The organism is Kitasatospora sp. NPDC048662 (assembly GCF_055587065.1).
The window spans coordinates 309,012-328,374 of sequence record NZ_JBVJHA010000002.1 but is presented as its reverse complement, the minus strand read 5'-3'; the positions used below and the strand labels follow the sequence as shown (position 1 = coordinate 328,374).

General features: G+C 72.4%; 17 protein-coding genes and 1 tRNA gene. 13 read left to right on the top strand and 5 right to left on the bottom strand.

Translation table 11 applies throughout. The annotated features are described in order from the left end of the window. Positions 1-20 precede the first annotated feature (20 nt). Entirely contained in the window at positions 21-1,235 is a 1,215-nt protein-coding gene (locus ACZ6R9_RS07425; protein ID WP_465537057.1) for an STM4014 family protein, read from the bottom strand. 11 nt (positions 1,236-1,246) lie between these two features. Beyond that, positions 1,247-2,200, bottom strand: a complete 954-nt coding sequence (locus ACZ6R9_RS07420) for an STM4015 family protein (RefSeq protein ID WP_465537056.1) — start codon at positions 2,198-2,200, stop codon at positions 1,247-1,249. 164 nt (positions 2,201-2,364) lie between these two features. Here ACZ6R9_RS07420 and ACZ6R9_RS07415 point away from each other — a divergent pair, with 164 nt between their 5' ends. Together ACZ6R9_RS07415 and ACZ6R9_RS07410 are read left to right on the top strand one after the other, a co-directional pair. Next, on the top strand, positions 2,365-2,691 hold the full coding sequence (locus tag ACZ6R9_RS07415) for a hypothetical protein (RefSeq protein WP_380482255.1): 327 nt from the start codon (positions 2,365-2,367) through the stop codon (positions 2,689-2,691). 37 nt (positions 2,692-2,728) lie between these two features. After that, positions 2,729-3,835, top strand: coding sequence for a DUF6745 domain-containing protein (locus tag ACZ6R9_RS07410; protein ID WP_465537055.1), 1,107 nt, complete (start codon positions 2,729-2,731; stop codon positions 3,833-3,835). A 204-nt stretch (positions 3,836-4,039) separates the two neighbouring features. On the opposite strand, the gene ACZ6R9_RS07405 is transcribed toward ACZ6R9_RS07410, so the two are convergent. Then, complete coding sequence (locus ACZ6R9_RS07405; RefSeq protein ID WP_465537053.1) at positions 4,040-4,774, bottom strand: TetR/AcrR family transcriptional regulator; 735 nt, start codon at positions 4,772-4,774, stop codon at positions 4,040-4,042. Positions 4,775-4,860: 86 nt separating this feature from the next. Here ACZ6R9_RS07405 and ACZ6R9_RS07400 point away from each other — a divergent pair, with 86 nt between their 5' ends. The 5 genes from ACZ6R9_RS07400 (at position 4,861) to ACZ6R9_RS07380 (ending at position 10,963) form a co-directional block, all read left to right on the top strand. Then, a complete protein-coding gene (locus ACZ6R9_RS07400; RefSeq protein WP_465537052.1) occupies positions 4,861-5,511 on the top strand; it encodes a rhomboid-like protein in 651 nt (216 codons plus the stop codon). Positions 5,512-5,567: 56 nt separating this feature from the next. Next, positions 5,568-7,280 (top strand): DUF885 domain-containing protein, encoded by a 1,713-nt coding sequence (locus ACZ6R9_RS07395; RefSeq protein ID WP_465537050.1) that lies wholly within the window; start codon positions 5,568-5,570, stop codon positions 7,278-7,280. A gap of 87 nt (positions 7,281-7,367) precedes the next feature. After that, on the top strand, positions 7,368-8,948 hold the full coding sequence (locus ACZ6R9_RS07390) for an MFS transporter (RefSeq protein ID WP_380482247.1): 1,581 nt from the start codon (positions 7,368-7,370) through the stop codon (positions 8,946-8,948). A gap of 208 nt (positions 8,949-9,156) precedes the next feature. After that, positions 9,157-10,131, top strand: coding sequence for a trypsin-like serine peptidase (locus tag ACZ6R9_RS07385; protein WP_465537047.1), 975 nt, complete (start codon positions 9,157-9,159; stop codon positions 10,129-10,131). A gap of 79 nt (positions 10,132-10,210) precedes the next feature. Further along, positions 10,211-10,963 (top strand): hypothetical protein, encoded by a 753-nt coding sequence (locus tag ACZ6R9_RS07380; RefSeq protein WP_380482245.1) that lies wholly within the window; start codon positions 10,211-10,213, stop codon positions 10,961-10,963. A 7-nt stretch (positions 10,964-10,970) separates the two neighbouring features. Here ACZ6R9_RS07380 and ACZ6R9_RS07375 read toward each other — a convergent pair whose 3' ends face one another. Together ACZ6R9_RS07375 and ACZ6R9_RS07370 are read right to left on the bottom strand one after the other, a co-directional pair. Further along, complete coding sequence (locus tag ACZ6R9_RS07375) at positions 10,971-11,309, bottom strand: hypothetical protein (RefSeq protein WP_380482244.1); 339 nt, start codon at positions 11,307-11,309, stop codon at positions 10,971-10,973. A 118-nt stretch (positions 11,310-11,427) separates the two neighbouring features. After that, positions 11,428-11,499 (bottom strand) — tRNA-Arg (locus ACZ6R9_RS07370). Positions 11,500-11,667: 168 nt separating this feature from the next. On the opposite strand from ACZ6R9_RS07370, the gene ACZ6R9_RS07365 reads away from it, so the two are divergent. From ACZ6R9_RS07365 to thrB, 6 genes are all read left to right on the top strand, one after another. After that, positions 11,668-12,183, top strand: a complete 516-nt coding sequence (locus ACZ6R9_RS07365) for a response regulator (protein WP_380482242.1) — start codon at positions 11,668-11,670, stop codon at positions 12,181-12,183. A gap of 117 nt (positions 12,184-12,300) precedes the next feature. Then, positions 12,301-13,956 (top strand): arginine--tRNA ligase, encoded by a 1,656-nt coding sequence (argS, locus tag ACZ6R9_RS07360; RefSeq protein ID WP_380482240.1) that lies wholly within the window; start codon positions 12,301-12,303, stop codon positions 13,954-13,956. Positions 13,957-14,053: 97 nt separating this feature from the next. Further along, positions 14,054-15,445 (top strand): diaminopimelate decarboxylase, encoded by a 1,392-nt coding sequence (gene lysA, locus ACZ6R9_RS07355; protein WP_465537044.1) that lies wholly within the window; start codon positions 14,054-14,056, stop codon positions 15,443-15,445. A 132-nt stretch (positions 15,446-15,577) separates the two neighbouring features. Next, complete coding sequence (locus ACZ6R9_RS07350) at positions 15,578-16,870, top strand: homoserine dehydrogenase (RefSeq protein WP_465537042.1); 1,293 nt, start codon at positions 15,578-15,580, stop codon at positions 16,868-16,870. A gap of 8 nt (positions 16,871-16,878) precedes the next feature. Beyond that, complete coding sequence (gene thrC / locus ACZ6R9_RS07345) at positions 16,879-17,976, top strand: threonine synthase (protein ID WP_380482235.1); 1,098 nt, start codon at positions 16,879-16,881, stop codon at positions 17,974-17,976. Between the two features lie 282 nt (positions 17,977-18,258). Further along, a complete protein-coding gene (gene thrB, locus ACZ6R9_RS07340; RefSeq protein ID WP_465537041.1) occupies positions 18,259-19,176 on the top strand; it encodes a homoserine kinase in 918 nt (305 codons plus the stop codon). The last annotated feature ends 187 nt before the right edge of the window (positions 19,177-19,363 follow it).

Below are 19,363 nucleotides of genomic sequence, written 5' to 3'. Positions count from 1 at the left end.
TGCAACGGGGTTCCTTCGGGTTACGCGGCCGGGGCGTCAACCGGCCGTGTGAGCGGCGGATTCGGCCGGGGCTGCTCTTCCGCTTCGTGCGGTTCCGCCCCCGGAGGGGACGCGGGGCTCGGGAGAGGGGCTGTCGCGGAGCTCCGGCGGAGAGCTTCCGAATACTTCGGCGAAGCCAACTGCGCCGCGTAGGTGTCGAGTCCCGGGGCCGGGCCGTCCGCCAGGCCCGGGAGCTTGGGGAGGAGGTCGCCGAAGGCGTTGACCTCGCCGACCAGGGTACGGCGCCAGCGGGCGCGCGGGAGCAGGTCGACGCCGACCATCGGGGCGTGCGGGAAGCAGCCCGCGGCGGCCTCCGCGGTGGCGAGCAGGGTGGGCCAAGTGTCGCCGGCGGCGGCCCGGACGGACGCCAACTCGCCTCGTGCGCCGCCGAGATGGAGGTTGGTCATGGGGTGCCGGCTGGTGCGGACCACCACATGGGTGGCTCGGCCGCCGACCACCAGCACCCGCAGGTCCGCAGCGAGACCGCGCTGCCCGGACTTGGGTACCCACTGCTCGACGTGCAGGCCCTCCGGGGCGAGCCGGTCGACCAGTGCGGCGACCTCGGCCGCGTCGCGGTAGCGCCGGACGGTCAGCGAGTTGTGCAGCCCGTCCGGGGCGACCTCCACCGAGGTGGTGGCCTGGACCTGCCCGCGCGGGCCGAACTCCAGCGCCACCACCCCCGAGGCGGACGAGCCGTGCACCGGCTTGAGGAACACCCGGCGCATCCCGGCGGACTCCATCCGCTCCCGCAACTCCTCGAAGGAGGACGGGAGTTCGCCGGGCAGCGCGGGCGGAACCGGCACCCCGGCGGCGGCCAGCACGGCATGCGCGCGGCGCTTGTCGAACATCACGGCGATCTCCTCCGGATCACCGAGCATCCGCACCCCGGGCCGGGCGGCCAGCTCACGCAGCGCGGCGGTGACGCCCGCGTACCAGGCCGGACCGCCCTCGACCCGGGTGGCGGCGTAGCCGTCGCCCAGTGCGGCGCCGCGCAGCAGCCGGTCGGCCTCCGGGTCCTCGCCGGGCGAATCGACCCGGACCACCGCGCCGGGCGGCAGCTCGTACCGTCCGCGCAGCACCGAGGACCAGCTCAGCACGGCGGGCTCCGGCAGGCCGGCGGCGCGGGCCGCGGCGGCGAACAGGGTGACCCTCCGGTGCCCCGGGCAGCCCAGGACGACCAGCTGTGGCGACGTCAACTCGCGCTCTCCTACTCGGAGATGGCGACGTAGCGCCAGTTGTCGTTCGGGTCCTCGGCGTCGGAGAGGTCGATCTCGACGTCGGGCAGGGCGTCCCGCAGGCGCTTCTGCATGCCCTCGGTGAGGTAGTGGTGGTGCAGATCGAGCTTCTTCAGGTGGCTGAGCGGCTGGCCCTCCAGCAGCGCCGCCGCGCCCTCGTCGGTGAGCGCGCCCATGGACAGCGCCAGCCCGGTCAGCCGGGGCACCACCGGGGCCTGCGCGACCAGGGCGGCGATCCGGTCCTGCTGCTCGGCGTTCTGCAGGCCCAGGTACGTCAGCGACGGCAGGTTGGCGCCGGACAGGAACGGGCCGAGGTCCTCCATCGTCCAGTCGCCGCCGTAGTTGTCGACGCCCAGCCACAGTTCCAGCTTCTCCAGCGCCGGGAAGTCGCAGGCGGCGACCGAGCGGACCACCGAGCCCGGCAGGCCGCCGGCCTCGAAGCGCAGCGCCTTCAGCTTCTGGTGCTTCACCGGCTTCAGGGAGAGCGGGTCCTTGCCGTCGTAGTCGCCGTCGGAGCCGCGCACCACCAGCTCCTCCAACTGCGGGAACGCTTCGAGGACCGGCGTGATGTCGCACATCTGGATCCAGGAGATCTCGCACTCCTCCATGATGATGTCGCCGATGAACAGCGCCCGCAGCGCGGGGAAGCGGTCGGCGGACGCGAGCACCACCGGCAGCGTCTCGGACAGCGACTCCGGCTCCTCGGAGAACCACGGGCCGATCACCAGCGCGGTGACCTCCTCCAGCGCGACGGTCTTCAGGAACGCCGCCCAGACCTCGCCGAACTCGCGCTCCTCCTCGTAGTCCAGCCCGATCCGCCAGGCGGTCGCCGCGGCTGCCGGCAGCTTCTTCCCCTCCGCCTCGGCGGTCCGGAAGTCGGTGACCGGGAGGCCGTGGAACTCCTCGATGTGCTGATTGATGGTCATGCGCCGCTCCTCGCTGCTCGTCGTGGGGCCTGACCCTGTCTACCAGCCGCCCCCGACGTTCACCCGCACGGGGAGTTTGCTGGCGTGGTGTTGTCGGTGGGACCGCCTAGTTTTCCGGTCGGGACGTCCGGCGCCCGGCCGGACCCGACCGCGGGAGGACCTTCGTGTACCGCCAGGGTGACGTACTGATCGTGCCGGTCGAACAGAGCGCGGTCCCGGCCGCGGTGGCCCACCTGCCGCGCCAGCCGCGGGACGGCCGCGGCCGGCTGGTGCTGGCCCTCGGCGAAGTCACCGGCCACGCCCACGCGGTGGTCGGCCCGGGTGAACTGCTGCGCGAGTCCGGCCCGTTCGGCCGCGCCTGGCTGCACCTGCCGGAGGGCGGCAAGGTCGTGCACGAGGAGCACGCGGCGATCGCGCTGCCCACCGGCTGGTTCCGGGTGGTCCGGCAGCGCGAGTACGCGCCCGGCGCGGTCCGGATCGTCGCGGACTGAGCCCGGCACACCCCGCAAGAGAGTGAGGACAGAACTGATGAGCACGCAGCTGACCGGCCGTCCGGCCGACGCCTCGGTGGCGCACTGGCGGGCGGTCGCCGCCGCCACCGGACCGGCCGACCGGGCCACCGCCGAACAGGCCGTCCGGGCCGCCTACCGGGCCGCCGGGCTGGCCGAGCCCGCCGAGTTCCGCTGGCGCCCCTCGCCGCTCGCCGCCGTCACCGAACTGCTCGACCACCGCGAGGAGTTCGGCGCGAACCTGCGCGAGCAGGTGCGCACCGCCGCCTGGGAACGCGCCCGCGACGCCGCGTTCGCCGCGCACGGCCCCGCCGGCTGGGCCGAGATCTGGGGTGCGACCGGCGCCGAACTCGCCGCCACCACCGCACTGCCCGCCGAACGCGTCCGCGCCGCGCTGCTCGACCACTTCGCCCCCGAGCCCGAACCGCTCGGCTGGGAGGAATCCCGCAAGCCCGAGAACAAGGAACTCCGCCGGGTGGCCGGCGAAGCCCGCGCCAAGGCCCGCCTCGCCCTGCTCGACGCCGTCGCCGGCCAGCACGACGCCGCCTGGTTCGCCGCCTTCGACACCGCCGGCACCGGCGACGAGGCCCTCGCCGCGCTGGCCGGGGTCGCCCGACAGGCCGGTTGGTGGTGGCCGTACGAGAACACCGTGCTGCTCAGCGAACGCCCCGTCGCCCTGCACCGCGACGAGGCCGGCCGCCTCGACCGCGCCGACGGTCCCGCCCTCGCCTACGCCGACGGCTTCGCGCTGTACGCGTGGCGCGGCATGCCCGTCCCCGCGGACTTCCTGGAACAGCTGACCGGCCTCACCGTGGAGCGGATCCGCACCGAGGAGAACGCCGAGCTCCGCCGCGTCATGCTGGAGCACTTCGGCTACGACCGCTACCTCGCGGAGAGCGGCGCGGAGCCGCTGCACCGCGACGAGACGGGCATCCTCTGGCGGATCCAACTCCCGGACGACGAACCGGTGGTGATGGTCGAGGTGGTCAACTCCACCCCCGAACCGGACGGCACCTTCCGCACCTACTACCTGCGCGTCCCGCCATCCGTCCGCACCGCGAGGGCGGGCGTGGCCTGGACGTTCGGGGTCGAGGAGGCGGAGTACCGCCCCCAGCGGGAGACCTGACGGGCGAGCGAAAGGGCGCGAAGACAGGGGCGCGGGGAACTGCGCGCAGCGGAAGGCACCCAACCGCAAGATCGCGACGCAGGACAGTGACCTGCACTTGATCGCGACCTTGCGGATGCGGTGTGCGCTTGTCGCGCAGTTCCCCGCGCCCCTGTCTGTGCACCCGCTGCCGTTTCCCCGCGCCCGCCTGCGTTTCGCGCCCTCTTACATGCCTATGTCCCGAAGGCGAGCCATGAGCACCCCCGCCGGGCTGTCCTCCGTCTCCAACTGGAGCCAGTGGTGCAGGACTTCGGCCGTCTGCTGGTCGCGGACGGCCGTCGCGGCGGCCATCACCACGAACTGGTCGACCAGCCAGTCGCAGAGGGAGTCGAGCGGGATCTGGCGGCCCTCGTCGAGTCGGCTGAGCGCGGAGGCTTCGACCACGGAGATCCAGGAGCGCACCAGCAGGGTGAGTCGCGGGCCGGCCTCCCGTACTGCCAGGTGGCGCAGGGTGCGCCGGATCGCCGCGCGGCGGACCTCGTCGACGATGGCCGAGGTGCGGGCGGTCTCGACCACCGAGCCGCCGCGCAGCAGCGCGGCGTAGCCCGCGGCGTGCTCGTCGACGAACGCGAAGTACTGGTGCAGGACGGAGCCGAGCTGCTGGGTGGGGGTGCCGGGGGTCGCGGAGACCGTGAAGCGGCGGGTGAGTTCGGTGGCGGCGCTGCGCAGTGCGGCCTCGTAGAGTTGCTGCTTGCCGCCGGCGAAGTAGCGGTAGACGAGGGGGCGGGACGCGCCGGCGGCCTCGGCGACGTCGTCCAGCGAGACGTCCTCGGGCGGTCGGGCGGCGAACAGTTCGAGGGCGACGGCGATCAGCTGTTCGCGCCGCTGCTGGACGGGCAGTCGGCGGTAGGTGGCGCGCCGGGGGCGCTCCGCCTGGGTGGGGGACGGGGTCGCTGCCATGGGTGCCAGCGTAATCGCCGGGCGGGCCGTTGCCGCCGACCGCAGACTGTGAGCAGAATTCGGCGGATCATGATGAGGAGCGGCCGGTGCGGTGGGTTCGGGCGGTCGGGCGGTGGATCGGCAGGTCTCCGGGGACGTACGTGTGGCTGCTGCTGCTCGCGGTCACCAGTTTCGTGGTGGCCCGGATGGACCCGGCCGCCCTGCACTACTTCCTGCAGAGCCGGTCCACCAACATTGACCAGCTGACCTCGCATCCGGTGCACGTCCTGCTGGCCAGCCTGATCTGGACGGAGCAGGCGAACTTCTGGTTCTACTTCGTGATGTTCCACATCTTCCACGTCCCCGCCGAGCGCTGGCTGGGCACCGGGCGCTGGCTGACGGTGGCGCTGAGCGCGCACGTCCTGGCGACGTACATCAGCCAGGGGGTGGTGGCCTGGGGCGTCCACCATCACGTGTTGCCGATGAACATGGCGAACACCGTGGACGTCGGGGTGTCGTACGCGCTGGCCGGGGTGGAGGGCGTGCTGACGTGGGGTCTGGCGGGCGTGTGGCGGCGGGTGTACGGCTGCGGGCTGGTGGTGTTCTACCTGGTGCCGCTGCTGGTCTCGCACACCTTCACCGACCTGGGGCACTTCTGTGCGGTGCTGATCGGGCTGGCGTTCCGTCCGATCACCCTGGGCCGGCCGGTCTGGGACCCGTCGCAGGCGGTGCGGCGCCGGTGGCCGGTACGCAGTTGACGCGGTCCCTTCCGGTTGGGGCTTGAATTCGCCCGTCGCTGCGACAGGATGGCCGGATGGCTCATGAACTGAACGACCGTCATGCCGGCGGCTCCACCCCGCGCCGCATCGCCGATTCCTATGTCCACGCCCTTGCCGAGCTCGACCCGCTGACCGCGGTCTATCTCGGGCTCAACCCGGAGGACGACCGGCTCACGGACCTGTCCCCGGCGGGTACCGCCGCCCTCGACGACCTGGCCCGCCGCACCCTCGCCGAGCTGGACGCGCTGGAGGCGGCCGGCCCGATCGGGGACGAGGCGGAGCGCCGCTGCGCCCGGCTGCTGCGCGAGCGGCTGACCGCGGAACTCGCGGTGCACGACGCGGGCGAGGAGTTCCGGTCGGTCCGCAACCTGGGCTCGCCGGTGCACAACACCCGCGAAATCTTCACCCTGCTGCCCACCGACACCGACGAGGACTGGCTGCGGCTGGGCCGCCGGCTGGCCCGCTTCCCGGAGGCGGTCGCCCAGTACCGGCAGACCCTGGAGGAGGGCGTGCGCCGCGGCCTGCTGTCGGCGCCGCGCCAGGTCGACACCGTGGTCGGCCAGTTCGGCGAGTGGATCGAGTCCGAGCGTCCCGGCGGCTGGTTCGGCGACCTGGTCGCCCCCGCGCCGGAGCACCTGCGGGAGCAGCTGACCGCCACCGCGGTCGAGGCGACCGCTGCCCTCGCCGAGCTGCGCGACTGGATGCGCGAGGTGTACGGTCCGGCCGCCCAGGGCACCCCCGACGCGATCGGCCGCGAGCGCTACACCCGCTGGGTGCGGTTCTGGACGGGCGCCGACCTGGACCTGGACGAGGCGTACCGGTGGGCGTGGGAGCAGTTCCACGAGCTGGACGCGCAGATGCGGGTCGAGGCGGAGAAGGTGCTGCCGGGGGCGAGCCCGATGCAGGCGATGAAGTGGCTGGAGACCGACGGCCCGGCGATCCGCGGCGAGCAGGAGGTGCAGGAGTACCTGCAGGGCCTGATGGACCGGGCGATCAACGACCTGCAGGGCGTGCACTTCGACCTGGCCGATCCGCTGCTGAAGGTGGAGTCGCGGATCGCCCCGCCCGGCAGCGCCGCCGCCCCGTACTACACCCAGCCGTCGCTGGACTTCTCCCGCCCCGGCCGGACCTGGCTGCCCACCCTGGGCCGGGACGCGTTCCCGGAGTGGGACCTGGTCTCCACCTGGTACCACGAGGGCGTCCCCGGCCACCACCTGCAGCTCGCGCAGTGGACGTACGTGGCGGACCAGCTTTCCACCTACCAGGTCACCCTGGGCGGCGTCAGCGCCAACATGGAGGGCTGGGCGCTGTACGCCGAGCGCCTGATGGACGAGCTGGGTTACCTCACCGACCCGGGTCACCGCCTGGGCTACCTGAACGCGCAGATGATGCGTGCGCTGCGGGTGATCGTGGACATCGGCATGCACGCCGAGCTGGAGTTCCCGGCCGACTCGCCGTTCGCCGCGGGCGAGCCGATGCTGCCGGAGCGCGCCCGGGAGTTCTTCGGCGCGTACTGCGGCCTGTCCGCCGAGTTCCTGGACAGCGAGCTGGTCCGCTACCTGGGCCTGCCGGGCCAGGCGATCGGCTACAAGCTCGGCGAGCGGGCCTGGCTGAGCGGCCGGAGTGCGGCCCGGGCGGCGGCCGAGGCGCGCGGCGAGGAGTTCGACCTGAAGGCGTGGCACATGGCGGCGCTGTCGCAGGGCTCGCTGGGCCTGGACGACCTGGTGACGGAGCTGAGCGCGCTGTAGTCGCAGGAGTGTCCCGGGTGGCCGAGCGGCCGGGCACCCGGGTCCACCGTCCCAAATCGTGACAAAGCCGTACATACTGCCTTGCCGATGACCGGATCGGGCGTTTGGCTGGAGAGAGCGCCGTGCGCGCCATCCAGGCCCATTCCCGACTCGGCGGAAGGCGGTCCACCGGTGACCTCCCAGCACGCCCCCGAAACCCAGCCGGCCGATCCGCGCCGCTGGTGGGCCCTGGCGGTCATCGCCATCGCCCAGCTGATGATCGTCCTGGACGCGACGATCGTGAACATCGCCCTCCCGTCCGCCCAGCACGACCTGGGCATCTCCAACGCCAACCGGCAGTGGGTGATCACCGCCTACACACTGGCCTTCGGCGGTCTGCTGCTGCTCGGCGGCCGGATCGGCGACCTCTTCGGACGCAAGCGCACCTTCATCGTCGGCCTGCTCGGCTTCGCCGCGGCGTCCTGCCTCGGCGGCTTCGCCACCAGCGGCGGCATGCTGTTCGCCGCCCGCGCCCTGCAGGGCAGTTTCGGCGCGCTGCTCGCCCCGTCCGCGCTGTCGCTGCTGTCGATCACCTTCCGCGACCCGCGCGAACGGGCCACCGCGTTCGGCGTCTTCGGCGCCCTGGCGGGCGGCGGCGCGGCGATCGGCCTGATCACCGGCGGTCTGCTCACCGAATACCTCAGCTGGCGCTGGTGCCTGTACGTCAACGGCCCGATCGCCGCGGCCACCGCGCTCGGCGCCTACTACCTGCTGCGCCGCGACCACATCGACCGCTCGCACCGGGTCCGGCTCGACCTGCCCGGCGCGGTGCTCGGCTGCGGCGGACTGCTGTTGATCGTCTACGGCACCTCCGAGGCCGTCGATCGCGGCTGGGGCGACTGGCTGGTGCTCACCGCGCTGTGCACCGGTGTCGCCCTGCTCGCCGTGTTCGCCCTGGTCGAGCGGCGCACTCCGCACGCGCTGCTGCCGATGCACCTGGTCCGCGAGCGCAACCGGGCCGGCAGCGCGCTCTCGGTCGGCCTCGCGGTGATCGCCATGTACGGGCTGTTCCTGTTCCTGACCTACTACATGCAGGTGGTCAAGGGGTACTCGCCGATCCGGGCCGGCGTCTCCTTCCTGCCGATGACCGGCGCGATCATCCTCAGCTCGGCCGGCATCGGCTCCCGGCTGATGACCCGCATCCCCACCCGCGCCCTGATCGTCCCCGGACTGCTGATCGGCGCGGGCGGCATGGCCTGGCTCACCCAACTGCGGGTGGACAGCTCGTACCTCGGCCTGGTGCTGCCCGCCGAACTGCTGCTCGGCATCGGCCTCGGCCTGGTCTTCATGCCGGCCATCAACCTGTCCACCCTCGGCGTCGCCCCGCAGGAGACCGGCGCCGCCTCCGCCATCATCAACAGCGCCCAGCAGGTCGGCGGTTCGATCGGCACCGCGCTGCTCAACACCATCGCCGCCAGCGTCACCGCCAGCTACCTCGCCACCCGCAACCCGACCGACCCACTGGTCCAGGCCCAGGGCGCGGTGCACGGCTACGCGGTCGCCACGGTCGTCGCGATGGGCATCCTGCTGTTCGCCGCGGTGGTCGCGTTCCTGATGATCACCCACCGGCCCGCCCCGGGCGAGGCCGAGGGCCGGACCGCCCAGACCGAGGCCAGAGCGGTGGCCTGACCGGAGCGCCCGGTGCCGCCGTCCCCGTACCCGGCCCCGGACATGAGACCCTGCTGTCCGCCACCGGAAATCTCACGAGTCTCCCAGCCAGGAATCACGGCATTTCCAGCTCGGCGACGCATATTTGAGACAGCTCGGGTCAGCGGTGTCCGCGTCGGGATGGACGCGGACACCGCTACGATCCTCCGGTCGGCAGGAACGGGGCACCATGGGACGGCACTCCAAGCAGCGCAAGCGCCGCTCGCTGCGGCCGGTCGTCCTCAGCTCGTTCCTCGCCGTCGGCGTGGTCGGCGTGATAGCCGTCGCAGGGCTGTTCTCCGTCCACGTGCGCGACCCGCGGCAGCGGACCAGCGCCGACAGCGTCGCGATGGCCGCCTCGGCCCCCGTGCCCGCCCCCGTGACGAGCACCGCCGCCGAGGCGAGCCCGAGTGCGAGCGCGGAGACCGGTGCGGGCGAGTCGCCCGGCACGCCCGACGCCGCCGGGTCCGCCGATCCCACCGCCGGTCTCACCCGGCAGATCCCGCCCTTCGCGCCACCGGACGTGAAGCTCGGCGTCACCGCCACCGCCGCGGTCAACACCGAATCGGTCCGGGTCGGCGCGCTGTTCACCGGCGACATCGGGCCGGGCAACCACTTCTGCACCGCCAGCGTCATCGACAGCCCCGGGCGCGACCTGATCCTCACCGCCGCGCACTGCCTGGCCGGCGTCAGCAGCATCACCTTCGTCCCCGGCTACCACGACGGCCAGGCCCCGTTCGGGAGTTGGCAGGTCACCAAGGTGTACACCGCGGACGGCTGGCAGAACGACAACGACCCCGACGAGGACTTCGCCGTCCTTACCGTCGCCCCCAGCGACGGCCGCCGGATCGAGGACGTGGTCGGGGGCAACCCGCTCGGCATCAACGCCGCCTGGACCGTTCAGACCCGGCTGTACGGCTACCCGGACGGCGCCGAGAAGCCGATACTGTGCACCAACGTCACCAGCCGCGAGGACACCTTCCAGCGGCGCATCGACGGCCCGTCCTTCCCCAACGGCACCAGCGGCGGCCCGTTCATCGACGCCGCCACCGGCCAGGTGATAGGCGTCATCGGCGGCTACCAGCAGGGCGGCGACACCAACGACACGTCCTACAGCGCCTACTTCGACCACACCGTCGCCGACCTGGTCACCCGGGCGAGCTGACCGGCCCCGGAAACCCCCTGCCGCTTCACCCCCTGGGTGACCCACAATGGTGCGACGACGCACACGAGGGGGAGGCGCGGTGTTCCGCCGCTGGTGGTTCCTGAAGGCCGCGGGGCCCGCCCCGGCATCCCCACAGCACCCGAGCCGCCGGGAGATCCGCGAGCACAACGCCCTGGTGCTGGGGGAGTGGGAAGCCCTCCGGGACCGGCTGCGCGAACTCGCCGCCGAGCGGGTCACCACCGCCGGCGCGGTCTTCCAGGCCGCCGAACTCCAGCTCCCCACCGAGGAGTCCGCCGCCCGCCGGGCCTACCAGTGGGCGCTGGAGGCGTACGAGGCGGCCGGCCGGCTGCTCGACCGCGCCGACCACCGCGACACCGACCTGCCCGACCTGGCCGCCGCCGTGGTGCTCGCCGAGCAGGCCGTCGAACGGCTCGCCGCCGCCCACCTGCTGCACGCCGGACAGCGGCCCGGCCCGCTCGCCGTCCGCTGCTACTACAACCCGCTGCACGGCCCGGCCGCGAGCGCCGCCGAAGAGCCGAAGAGCCGCAAGACCCGCCAACGGGCCCACCTCACAGCCCGCGAGGCCGCCGCGGACCGGCGCCCCGCCTGCCGTTCCTGCCGCACCGCGATCCTGGCCGGCCAGACCCCCGACGTGCTGCCCGCGCTGCTCCCCGCCAAGGCCGCCCCCGGCCGCACGGGCCCCGTCCTGGTCCCGTACTTCGCCGTTCCCCGCCAGTGGTCCCCCTGGTCCACCACCGCCTGCGGCGCCTACGACCCCGCCACCCCGGCCCTGGTGCTGCGCGGCGACCACCGCAAGCGGAAGCCGAGTTGACGGCAGGTCAGCGCTTCTTGCGCTCGGCCACCAGGCGTTCGACCTCGGCCAGGAAGTGGGCGGGAACCTCGCCGGTGGCCCGCAGGTGCGCGCGCTCGGTGGCGGTGAGGGTCTCTGCGGCGGTGTCCACGGCGAAGGCGTACTCGTGCAGCTTCCCCGAGGCCGCCTCGCGCCGCATGTCCCCGGCCATCCCGGCCGCCCGCGCACCGGCCCGCAGGCTCAGCAGGCCGAACAGCGCGGTGAACCAGCCGAACGCCCCGGGCCGCCGGGCCTTCTTGTTCAGCTGGTCCCGGACGGCCAGCCAGGCCAGCCGGTCGTCGGACAGGTTCGGAACCGTGTTGGTCATGGTGGTGCCCCCCTCGTTCAGGTGTCGGGGGAGCGTACCGGTCGGGGCAGCGTGAAGGGCAAACGAAAAAGGCCCAAGTCACTTGGACCTGAGCCTCGTTCACGCACTTGCCGCGAAGTGCCCCCGGTAGGATTCGAACCTACGCACCCGCCTCCGGAGGGCGGTGCTCTATCCCCTGAGCTACGGGGGCCCTGGGCGATCTGCGATCACCCGGCCTTGCGGGGAAAACACTACCAGGGAAACTCCGTGCTCCGTGCACGGGTTTCCGGCGACGGGATCCGGACGGGCCGTCAGGGGGTGACCGGCAAGTAGCGCAAAGGCCGGACGGGCGGGGCGGGGCGCGGCTACCCTCGGTGAGGTGGCGGCGACGTCGGGGCGGGTCCTCGTGGTGGACGACAGCGAGGCGATCCGTCGGCTGATCACGGTCAACCTGGAGCTGGAGGGCTTCGAGGTGGTGACCGCCGCCGACGGTGCCGAGTGCCTGGAGGTGGTCCGCCGGGTCGCGCCGGACGTGGTGACGCTGGACGTGGTGATGCCCCGGCTGGACGGGCTGCGGACGGCGGCCCGGCTGCGCGCCGCCTGGGAGACCGCGCACCTGCCGATCGCGATCGTGAGCGCCTGCACCCCGGCGGATCTGGAGCGCGGCGAGTCGGTGGGGGTGGACGGCTACCTGGCGAAGCCGTTCGACCCGGCGGACCTGATCGAGCTGGTGCGCCGCCTGCGGGCGATGGATCGTCCGGCTGCGGCGGGCGCCGGGCGCCGTTTCGCGTACGACTTCGGCAGCGCTCCTCATCCGCCCGTCCAAACCCCGCGTAATTTCGCCTTGAGCGAACAGGCGCAGGAACTTGTTCCGCCGGACGAGTCACGCCCATGAGATGTGCCGGTCTGCGGCGCTGTCCGACGAGACGAAGCACACCGGGCGGCGCGACGCGCGTCCCACTCGGCAAACCGAGTGGCGGCCGACCACCCCCTCTCGCCTAGGCTTGGGCCCGTGACACCCGCAGAACTCTCCCAGGCAGTCCAGGCCGCCGTCAGCGCCGCCATCCAGGCAGGCGAGCTGACCGTCGACGTGCCCGCGCACGTGACGGTCGAGCGGCCCAAGAACAGGGACCACGGCGACTACGCCACCAACGTGGCCCTCCAGCTCGCGAAGCCGGCCGGCAAGCCGCCGCGAGCCGTCGCCGAGACGCTGGCCGCCCGCCTGCGAGAGATCACCGGCGTCGCGAAGGTCGACATCGCCGGCCCGGGCTTCCTGAACATCACGCTGGACGCCGCCACCCAGGGCGAGCTGGCGCGCACCATCGTCGAGGCGGGCGAGGCGTACGGCCGCAACGAGGCGCTCAAGGGCCTGAAGATCAACCTGGAGTTCGTCTCGGCGAACCCGACCGGCCCGATCCACATCGGCGGCGTCCGCTGGGCCGCCGTCGGCGACTCGCTGGCCCGCGTCCTCAAGGCCTCCGGCGCCGAGGTGTCCACCGAGTACTACCTCAACGACGCCGGCGTGCAGATCACCAAGTTCGCCAAGTCGCTGAAGGCCGCCGCCAACGGACAGCCCGTCCCGGAGGACGGCTACGTCGGCGAGTACATCAACGACATCGCCAAGGCCGTCACCGACGGCGTGCCCGGCATCCTGGAGCTGCCCGAGGACGAGCAGCTGCTGGCCTTCCGCACCGAGGGCCTGAAGCTGATGGTCGCCGAGATCCAGCGCTCCATGGCCGAGTTCGGGGTGCACTTCGACACCTGGTTCTCCGAGAAGACGCTGCACGACTCCGGCGCCGTCCAGCAGGCCATGGAGCGGCTGCGCGAGCAGGGCCACGTCTTCGACCGGGACGGCGCGATCTGGCTGCGCACCACCGACTTCGGCGACGACAAGGACCGCGTCCTGATCAAGGCCGACGGCGAGACCACCTACTTCGCCGCCGACGCCGCCTACTACCTGAGCAAGCGGGACCGCGGCGCGGAGGTCTCGGTCTACATGCTCGGCGCCGACCACCACGGCTACGTCAACCGCCTCAAGGCCATCGCGGCCTGCGCGGGCGACGACATGGACCGCAACATCGAGGTGATGATCGGTCAGTTCGTGAAGATGCTGCGCGACGGCAAGGAGGTCCGGCTCTCCAAGCGCGCGGGCAACATCATCACGATCGACGACGTGATCGACTGGATCGGCGTGGACGCCGCCCGCTACATGCTGGTGCGCCAGTCCACCGACTCCACCATCACCATCGACATCGACGTGGTCACCAGCCAGACCGCCGAGAACCCGGTCTTCTACGTGCAGTACGCGCACGCCCGGATGTGCTCCGTGCAGCGCAACGCCGTGGAGAAGGGCATCGCCCGCAGCGCGGAGTTCAAACCGGAGCTGCTGAACACCGAGTGGGAGAACAACCTGCTCGGTCAGCTCGGCGAGTTCCCGCGGGTGCTGGCCAAGGCCGGCGAACTGCGCGAGCCGCACCACGTGGCCACCTACCTGGAGCAGCTGGCCCGCGCCTACCACCGGTTCTACGACAACTGCCAGATCCTGCCGAAGGGCGACGAGGAGGTCACCGACCTCACGCACGCCCGCCTCTGGCTCGCCGACGCCACGCGAACGACGCTCGCCAACGGCCTCGGTCTGCTCGGCGTATCCGCCCCCGAGCGGATGTAAAGCACCACAACCCCCAAGCGCAGCACGAGCGGGGGCGGCGGACCGGTCGACGGAGACCGGCCGCCGCCCCTTGCCATAGGCCGAGGAAGTACCGCACATGTCTCGCTCCGCCCACCCCGCAGGTCCCCGGCACGGCGACGTGCTGCCCGAGAGCCACTACCAGGCCCCGCCCGCCGACCTGAACGCCCTCGACCCGAAGATCTGGTCGCACACTGTCACCCGCGGCGCGGACGGCGCAGCCACCGTCGGCGGCGTCGATGTCCGCACCCTGGCCGCCGAGTTCGGCACCCCCGCGTACGTGCTGGACGAGGCCGACTTCCGGGCCCGCGCCCGCGCCTGGCGGGACGCCTTCGGCGACGACGCGGACGTGTACTACGCGGGCAAGGCGTTCCTGTCCAAGGCCGTGGTGCGCTGGCTGCACGAGGAGGGCCTCAACGTCGACGTGTGCTCCCTGGGCGAGCTGCACGTGGCGCTGGCGGCCGGCATGCCGGGGGAGCGGATCGCGCTGCACGGCAACAACAAGTCGGCGCACGAGCTGGAGCAGGCCGTGAAGGCCGGCGTCGGGCACATCGTGGTCGACTCGTTCCAGGAGATCGACCGCCTGGCGGAGATCGCCGGGGCGCGGGGCGTCCGCCAGCCGGTGCTGATCCGGATCACCGTCGGCGTCGAGGCGCACACCCACGAGTTCATCGCCACCGCGCACGAGGACCAGAAGTTCGGCCTGTCGCTGTCCGGCGGTCTGGCCGCCGAGGCGGTCCGCCGGGTGCTGGCCAAGCCCTCCCTGGAACTGCGCGGCATCCACTCGCACATCGGCTCGCAGATCTTCGACTTCGCCGGTTTCGAGGTGGCCGCCCGCCGGGTGGTCGGCCTGCTCGCCGAGGTCCGCGACGAGCACGGCGTCGAGCTGCCGGAGATCGACCTCGGCGGCGGCCTCGGCATCGCGTACACCCCCGACGACGACCCGCGCGAGCCCGCCGAGATCGCCGTCTCGCTCGGCGAGATCGTCCGACGCGAGTGCGCCGCAGCACAGTTGACGGCCCCTCGGATCTCGGTGGAGCCCGGCCGGGCGATCGTCGGCCCGACCGCGTTCACGCTGTACGAGGTCGGCACCGTCAAGCGGCTGGAGGGCCTGCGCACCTACGTCAGCGTGGACGGCGGCATGTCCGACAACATCCGCACCGCGCTGTACGACGCCGAGTACTCGGTGGCGCTGGTCTCCCGCACCAGCGAGGCCGAACCGATGCTGGTCAGGGTGGTCGGCAAGCACTGCGAGTCCGGCGACATCGTGGTCAAGGACGCCTTCCTGCCCGCCGACCTGGCCCCCGGCGACCTGATCGCGGTGCCCGCCACCGGCGCCTACTGCCGGTCGATGGCGAGCAACTACAACCACGCCCTCAAGCCCCCCGTGCTGGCCGTCGCGGACGGCTCGGCCCGGGTGATCGTCCGCCGCGAGACGGAAGAGGATCTCCTGCGCCTCGATATCGGCTGACGAAATTTTCGTCTCAGAACGTGGACCGGCCGTAGATCCGTGCGGAAAGTCCCGGAGACTGGTACGGACAGGAAAGCCCCCGGGGACACCGAATCGCCCCGGCGGGGACCGAAGAATGCAGAGCGGAGTCGGATGATGCGTACGCGCCCGCTGAAGGTGGCGTTGCTGGGCTGTGGTGTGGTGGGCTCCGAGGTGGCGCGCATCATGACGACGACAGCCGACGACCTCGCCGCGCGCATCGGCGCCCCGGTGGAGCTCGCGGGCATCGCGGTACGGCGGGCCGGGCGCCCCCGCCCCGGGGTGCCCGAGCACCTGCTCACCACCGATGCCGAGGCCCTGGTCGGCCGCGGCGACATCGACGTGGTGATCGAGGTGGTGGGCGGCATCGAGCCGTCCAAGTCGCTGATCCTGAAAGCCTTCGCGGGCGGCGCCTCGGTGGTCTCCGCCAACAAGGCGCTGCTCGCCAAGGACGGCGCCGAACTGCACACCGCGGCCGCCACGGCCGGCGTCGACCTCTACTACGAGGCCGCCGTGGCCGGCGCCATCCCGCTGCTGCGCCCGCTGCGCGAGTCGCTGGCCGGCGACAAGGTGAACCGGGTGCTGGGCATCGTCAACGGCACCACCAACTTCATCCTCGACAAGATGGACACCACCGGCGCCGGATACTCCGAGGCGCTGGAGGAAGCCACCGCGCTGGGCTACGCCGAGGCCGACCCGACCGCCGACGTGGAGGGCTTCGACGCCGCCGCGAAGGCCGCCATCCTGGCCGGGATCGCCTTCCACACCAAGGTGACCGCCGCGGACGTGTACCGCGAGGGCATCACCGAGGTCACCGCCGCCGACATCGCCTCCGCCAAGCAGATGGGCTGCGTGGTCAAGCTGCTGGCGATCTGCGAGCGCTCCGCCGACGGCAGCTCGGTCACCGCCCGGGTGCACCCGGCGATGATCCCGCTCAGCCACCCGCTGGCCTCCGTCCGGGAGGCCTACAACGCGGTGTTCGTCGAGGCCGAGGCGGCCGGCCGGCTGATGTTCTACGGCCCCGGCGCGGGCGGTTCGCCGACCGCCTCCGCGGTCCTCGGCGACCTGGTCGCGGTCTGCCGCAACAAGGTCAACGGCACCACCGGCCCCGGCGACTCCGTCTACACCCAGCTGCCCGCCAAGCCGATGGACGAGGTGGTCACCCGCTACCACGTCAGCCTCGACGTGGACGACCGGGCCGGCGTGCTCGCCCAGGTCGCCTCGGTCTTCGCCGAGCACGGCGTCTCCATCGACACCGTGCGCCAGCAGGGCCGCGACGGCGACGCCGCACTCGTCGTGGTCACCCACCGCGCCACCGACGCCGCCCTGTCGGCGACGGTCGACAAGCTCCGCGCACTGGACAGCGTGCGCGACGTGGCCAGCATCATGCGGGTCGAAGGGGAGTAGGAAGAACCATGAACGCCCTTGCCGAAAACGCTGCCCGAGGCACCCACACCCACCAGTGGCGCGGCCTCATCGAGGAGTACCGCGACCGCCTCCCGGTCACCGACTCCACCCCCGTGGTCACCCTGCTCGAAGGCGGCACACCCCTCGTCCCCGCCCAGGTGCTCTCCGAGCGCACCGGCTGCGAGGTCTACCTCAAGGTCGAAGGCGCCAACCCGACCGGCTCCTTCAAGGACCGCGGGATGACCATGGCCATCTCCAAGGCCAAGGAGGACGGCGCCCAGGCCGTCATCTGCGCCTCCACCGGCAACACCTCCGCCTCCGCCGCCGCATACGCGGTCCGGGCCGGCATGGTGTCCGCCGTGCTCGTCCCGCAGGGCAAGATCGCCCTCGGCAAGATGGGCCAGGCGCTGGTGCACGGCGCGAAGATCCTCCAGGTGGACGGCAACTTCGACGACTGCCTCACGCTCGCCCGCGAACTCTCCGAGAAGTACCCGGTCGCCCTGGTCAACTCGGTCAACCCGGTGCGCATCGAGGGCCAGAAGACCGCCGCCTTCGAGATCGTCGACATGCTCGGCGACGCCCCCGACATCCACGTCCTCCCGGTCGGCAACGCCGGCAACATCACCGCCTACTGGAAGGGCTACCGCGAATACGCGGCCGACGGCCTCGCCACCAGCACCCCCCGGATGTGGGGCTTCCAGGCGTCCGGCTCCGCGCCCATCGTGGACGGCGCCCCGGTGCTCAAGCCGCAGACCATCGCCACCGCGATCCGGATCGGCAACCCGGCCTCCTGGGACTACGCGCTGGCCGCCCGGGACGAGTCCGGCGGCCTGATCGACAAGGTGACGGACCGCCAGATCCTGTCCGCCTACCGCCTGTTGGCCGCGCAGGAGGGCGTCTTCGTGGAGCCCGCCTCGGCCGCCTCGGTGGCCGGCCTGCTCGCCAAGGCCGAGGCCGGACTGGTCGACCCCGGCCAGCGGATCGTCTGCACCGTCACCGGCAACGGCCTCAAGGACCCGGACTGGGCGGTGGCCGGCGCGCCGCAGCCGCAGATCGTCCCGATCGACCCGGAGACGGCCGCCCGCCGCCTCGGCCTGCTCGACTGACCCGACTGATCCGGCGTCAACCCCGTTGAGCGGCAGGCCCGACCAGGCCTGCCGCTCAACGGCTTCTGCACCGCTTTCAGGTCATCCGACCGGCGCTTTTCCGCTTCTTGTGGCAACACGGCAGATCCGGGCCGGGCAGGGTGTACCGCTCTGGAACCTCTCTTCGATACGCTGGACCCCGGCGGGCCGCGCCATGCTGCGCGCTCCCTTCGACCTCCCGCCGTCGTACCACCGCAGGCCCCGTCGTCCGGGCCTCCCCCACTTTTCAGGAGTGTCCACCGCATGGCCGGTCCCGCGTTCCGCGCCGCCGCCGTCCGGGTCCGCGTCCCCGCGACCAGCGCCAACCTCGGCCCCGGCTTCGACGCTTTCGGCCTCGCCCTGGGGCTCTACGACGACGTGGTGGTCCGGGTCGCCGACTCCGGCCTGAGCGTGGACATCGCCGGCGAGGGCGCCGACACCCTGCCCCGCGACGAGCGCCACCTGCTGGTCCGCTCGCTGCGCGCCGCCTTCGACCGGCTCGGCGGGCAGCCCCGCGGCCTCGAAGTGGTCTGCGCCAACCGCATACCGCACGGCCGCGGCCTGGGATCCTCGTCCGCGGCGATCTGCGCCGGCATCGTCGCCGCCCGCGCCGTCACCATCGGCGGCGCCTCCGCCCTCGGCGACGACGCGCTGCTCGCCCTCGCCTCCGAGCTGGAGGGCCACCCCGACAACGTCGCGGCCTGTCTGCGCGGCAACTTCACCGTCGCCTGGACCGAGGACGGCACCGCCCGCACCATCACGCTCGACCCCTCCGACCGGGTGGTCCCGGTCGTGTTCGTGCCCTTCACCGAGGTGCTCACCGAGACGGCCCGCGGTCTCCTCCCCAAGACCGTTCCGCTGGCCGACGCCGCCGTCAACGCCGGCCGCGCCGCGCTGCTGGTCGAGGCGCTCACCCGCCGCCCCGAACTGCTGCTCACCGCCACCGAGGACCGCCTGCACCAGGACTACCGGGCCTCCGCCATGCCCGACAGCGCCGCCCTGGTTGCCGCGCTGCGCGCCGAGGGCGTACCCGCCGTCATCTCGGGCGCCGGACCGACGGTGCTCGCGCTCACCGACGAGGCCGGCGCGGAGAAGCTGTTGAACTTCGCGGGGCCGCAGTTCGCGGCGCACCGGCTGGAGCTCGACCGCACCGGTGCGACCGTTCTGCCGCTCGACATGTGAGACGGACACGATTGACAAACAAAGGGCTGGGGAATGTGTCAGGGGGTCGGTAGTGTTAACCTCATTGCTGCACCAGATGCCCTCCGGGGCCCGGTGCGACGCATCCCGATCCCGTTCCCCCGTCCGCACGGGGGCCGGAAGCTCGGGATCACGATTCTCCGGGAGCCCGCCACACCGCGTACGCAGC

What these genes read in the sequence shown, in the direction of transcription:
- ACZ6R9_RS07420 (WP_465537056.1), bottom strand. Translation starts at nt 2,200, where the DNA reads ATGACCATCAATCAGCACATCGAGGAGTTCCACGGCCTCCCGGTCACC.
- ACZ6R9_RS07410 (WP_465537055.1), top strand. Translation starts at nt 2,729, where the DNA reads ATGAGCACGCAGCTGACCGGCCGTCCGGCCGACGCCTCGGTGGCGCAC.
- ACZ6R9_RS07405 (WP_465537053.1), bottom strand. Translation starts at nt 4,774, where the DNA reads ATGGCAGCGACCCCGTCCCCCACCCAGGCGGAGCGCCCCCGGCGCGCC.
- ACZ6R9_RS07395 (WP_465537050.1), top strand. Translation starts at nt 5,568, where the DNA reads ATGGCTCATGAACTGAACGACCGTCATGCCGGCGGCTCCACCCCGCGC.
- ACZ6R9_RS07390 (WP_380482247.1), top strand. Translation starts at nt 7,368, where the DNA reads ATGACCGGATCGGGCGTTTGGCTGGAGAGAGCGCCGTGCGCGCCATCC.
- ACZ6R9_RS07385 (WP_465537047.1), top strand. Translation starts at nt 9,157, where the DNA reads ATGGGACGGCACTCCAAGCAGCGCAAGCGCCGCTCGCTGCGGCCGGTC.
- ACZ6R9_RS07375 (WP_380482244.1), bottom strand. Translation starts at nt 11,309, where the DNA reads ATGACCAACACGGTTCCGAACCTGTCCGACGACCGGCTGGCCTGGCTG.
- lysA (WP_465537044.1), top strand. Translation starts at nt 14,054, where the DNA reads ATGTCTCGCTCCGCCCACCCCGCAGGTCCCCGGCACGGCGACGTGCTG.
- ACZ6R9_RS07350 (WP_465537042.1), top strand. Translation starts at nt 15,578, where the DNA reads ATGATGCGTACGCGCCCGCTGAAGGTGGCGTTGCTGGGCTGTGGTGTG.
- thrC (WP_380482235.1), top strand. Translation starts at nt 16,879, where the DNA reads ATGAACGCCCTTGCCGAAAACGCTGCCCGAGGCACCCACACCCACCAG.
- thrB (WP_465537041.1), top strand. Translation starts at nt 18,259, where the DNA reads ATGGCCGGTCCCGCGTTCCGCGCCGCCGCCGTCCGGGTCCGCGTCCCC.